3 protein-coding genes are annotated in these 2729 nt (G+C 54.8%); 2 read left to right on the forward strand and 1 reads right to left on the reverse strand.

Annotated elements, in window-relative coordinates:
• On the forward strand, positions 1-630 hold a 630-nt coding region (gene rutR / locus KP80_RS22040), incomplete at its 5' end, for an HTH-type transcriptional regulator RutR (protein WP_052285774.1).
• On the opposite strand, the gene KP80_RS22045 is transcribed toward rutR, so the two are convergent.
• The gene (locus KP80_RS22045) at positions 627-1022 is read right to left on the reverse strand and encodes a lysozyme inhibitor LprI family protein (protein ID WP_052285775.1); all 396 of its coding nucleotides are present in this window, start codon (positions 1020-1022) and stop codon (positions 627-629) included. The two genes, rutR and KP80_RS22045, sit on opposite strands and share 4 nt — an antisense overlap.
• 197 nt (positions 1023-1219) lie before the next feature.
• Between KP80_RS22045 and KP80_RS22050 the strand changes: the two genes are divergently transcribed.
• Entirely contained in the window at positions 1220-2560 is a 1341-nt protein-coding gene (locus KP80_RS22050) for an MATE family efflux transporter (protein ID WP_052285776.1), read from the forward strand.
• The last annotated feature ends 169 nt before the right edge of the window (positions 2561-2729 follow it).

A 2729-nucleotide genomic window follows, 5' to 3' on the forward strand; every position in this document is an offset into this window, starting at 1 on the left:
AGACAGGTAAAGAAGAGTGGCAAGCGTTCACAGGCGGTGAGCGCAAAGAAACAGGCCATTCTGACCGCCGCGCTGAATACCTTTTCACAGTATGGGATCCACGGCACGCGCCTCGAGCAGGTGGCGGAACAGGCCGGGGTATCAAAAACCAATCTGCTGTACTATTTCCCGTCGAAAGAGGCGCTCTACGTCGCCGTGATGCAGCAAATCCTCGATATCTGGTTGGCACCGCTGAAGGCGTTTCGCGAAGACCTGGCGCCGTTGGTGGCAATTAAAGAGTACATCCGCCTGAAGCTTGAAGTCTCCCGCGATTATCCGCAGGCTTCAAAGCTGTTCTGTCTTGAAATGCTACAGGGCGCACCGCTGGTCATGGATGAACTGACCGGGGATTTGAAAGCGCTGGTGGCGGATAAATCCGCGATTATCGCCGCGTGGGTCAACGCCGGTAAACTGGCGCCCATTGATCCGCATCATCTGATCTTTATGATCTGGGCAACCACGCAGCATTACGCTGACTTTGCCACCCAAGTGGAAGCGGTGACCGGCAAAACGCTACGTGATGAGACCTTTTTCCAGCAAACCGTCGAAAACGTCCAGCGGATCATTATCGACGGCATTCGCGTGCGTTAGTTCGCCGGTGGAAGCGGGCAGCTCAGATCGCCTTCTTCACACTGCAGAAGCGAAGCCAGGTATGCTTCGCGCTCTTCGGTTTTATCGGCCAGACACTGGCTGTGAATCATCGGCTGAATGCTGCCGCCTTCGGTGGCTGAGCTGATAAATGCACAGTCGGCGTCGCGCAGGCTAATCCAGGCCGTTTGTGCTTTTTTCAGCAATTCGCGCTGGGCGGGCTGTGCGCGTTTAAGAACGTCCTGCCAGGTTTGATTCAGTTTTTTATCGGCCGCCTGATACTGGTTGGCGGCACAGGCGTTGATATCGGCTTGGGTGCTGGCGTTGGCGCAATCATCCGCCAGCGCTGAACCGCTTGCCAGCAGCAGGGCAAGAGCCGGTAATGCACGTTTCATTGATTTACTCCCCAAAGATGTTCAGTCAAACCCTATAGGCTCAGGATATAACACGTTTTTACCACGGAATCTCCTCCAACCACCGTGCGTTTTTCTGAATTTGAACGCGAGCGCATCGATTGGTTAGACGCATCCGGGGGAGAAGGTCGATTATTCCCTGTTGGATGCGGCGTTGGGTGAATAAAGGGAGATTATGAATGTCTGGCGCGGAGACTCCGGTAAGGTTAGGGCTGTATACCCTTGCCTGGCCGATATTTGTTGAACAACTGCTGCGGCTGATGCTGGGCTATGTCAGCGTGTTTATGCTGGGGCACTATTCCGATGAGGCCGTTGCGGCTACCGGCGTCGCCAACCAAATCTTAGCCATCTCGGTTATTTTCTACGGCTTTTTGACCGTCGGCGTGCAGATCGTGGTGGCGCAGCTGATCGGCGCAAAACGCTTTAAGCGGGTGGAGCGGGTCATTACCAACGGGCTGGTCGTGGCGTTCTTCATCGGCGTAGCGATGAGCCTGGTTTTCGTGTTTCTGGGAGATACTTTCCTGCGTTTGCTTGGTCTGAGTGAATCGCTGGTGATGGTCGGCTCGCCGTTTATCCGTATTATCGGCGGTATTTCGGTGGTTATCGCGCTCTACTCGTCTATTCTGCCCATTTTGCGTACTCACGGCTACGTGCGCCAGGCGATGGTGGTGCCTATCACGGTCAGCGTGGTTAACGTCGTTCTTAATTATCTGTTTTTGTATGGCAAGCTAAGCTATCTCGGGCTTGGGGTCACTGGTGTTGGGATTGCCGTCTGTATCGCCAACGTGGTCGGGATGATGATTTCGGCGTGGATGCTGCGTAAATATATCGGTTACACCTTTCGCTGGCAGAAACTTCAGCAGTGTTCACGCAAAATACTCGGCGCGATTTTACGTTACGGGCTGCCATCTGCGGGGGAAAACCTCTCTTATGCCGGGTCGCAGCTGGTGGTCACCGCGATCATTGCTTTCCTTGGTACCGAGGCGCTCACTACCAAAGTTTACGCCTCGACCATCAGTCAGTTTGTGGCGCTTTTTGCCATGTCCATCGGTCAGGCCTCGCAGATTATTATTGGCCGTGCGGTGGGGGCGCGGGAAATCGATGCTGCTTACCAGCAAGGGATAAAGAGCTGGCGGCTTGGGCTCATGGTCGCGCTGACGATAAGCGTCCTTATTTATCTGTTTGCTGAGCCAATCATGCAGCTGTTTACCGCCAATCAGGAGGTTATCGCCCTGACCAAGCGCCTATTTATGTTCTCTATTTTGCTGGAACTGGGGCGAGCCACCAATATCATTGTGATCAGTAGTCTGAACGCGACCGGGGACGTTCGCTTTCCCTTTATTTGCGGCATTATCGTGATGTGGATTGTGAGCCTGCCGTTTTCGTGGCTGCTTGGGCTACATTTGGGGCTTGGGCTAGTGGGCGTGTGGTTGGCTTATATCATCGATGAAGGGCTGCGGGCGATGCTGATGTATCGGCGCTGGCGCAGCAGGGTGTGGACCACGAAGTCGGTGTTTTAACGATAATAGGTAGATATTCCGTTGAGCTTCCCAGCTGTTTGCGCTCCTTGTTCAGCGCATGCCATATAACTTGCATGGCGCAAGGAGCGCGCAGGGGGCGGCCAATCGCCGCCGCCCCCTGCACCCCCGCGCTTTGGCGGCAGAATCGCCGCTACGCGGTTCCCTCAGC

Source organism: Kluyvera genomosp. 1 (assembly GCF_001266615.1).
Lineage (GTDB): Bacteria > Pseudomonadota > Gammaproteobacteria > Enterobacterales > Enterobacteriaceae > Kluyvera > Kluyvera cryocrescens_A.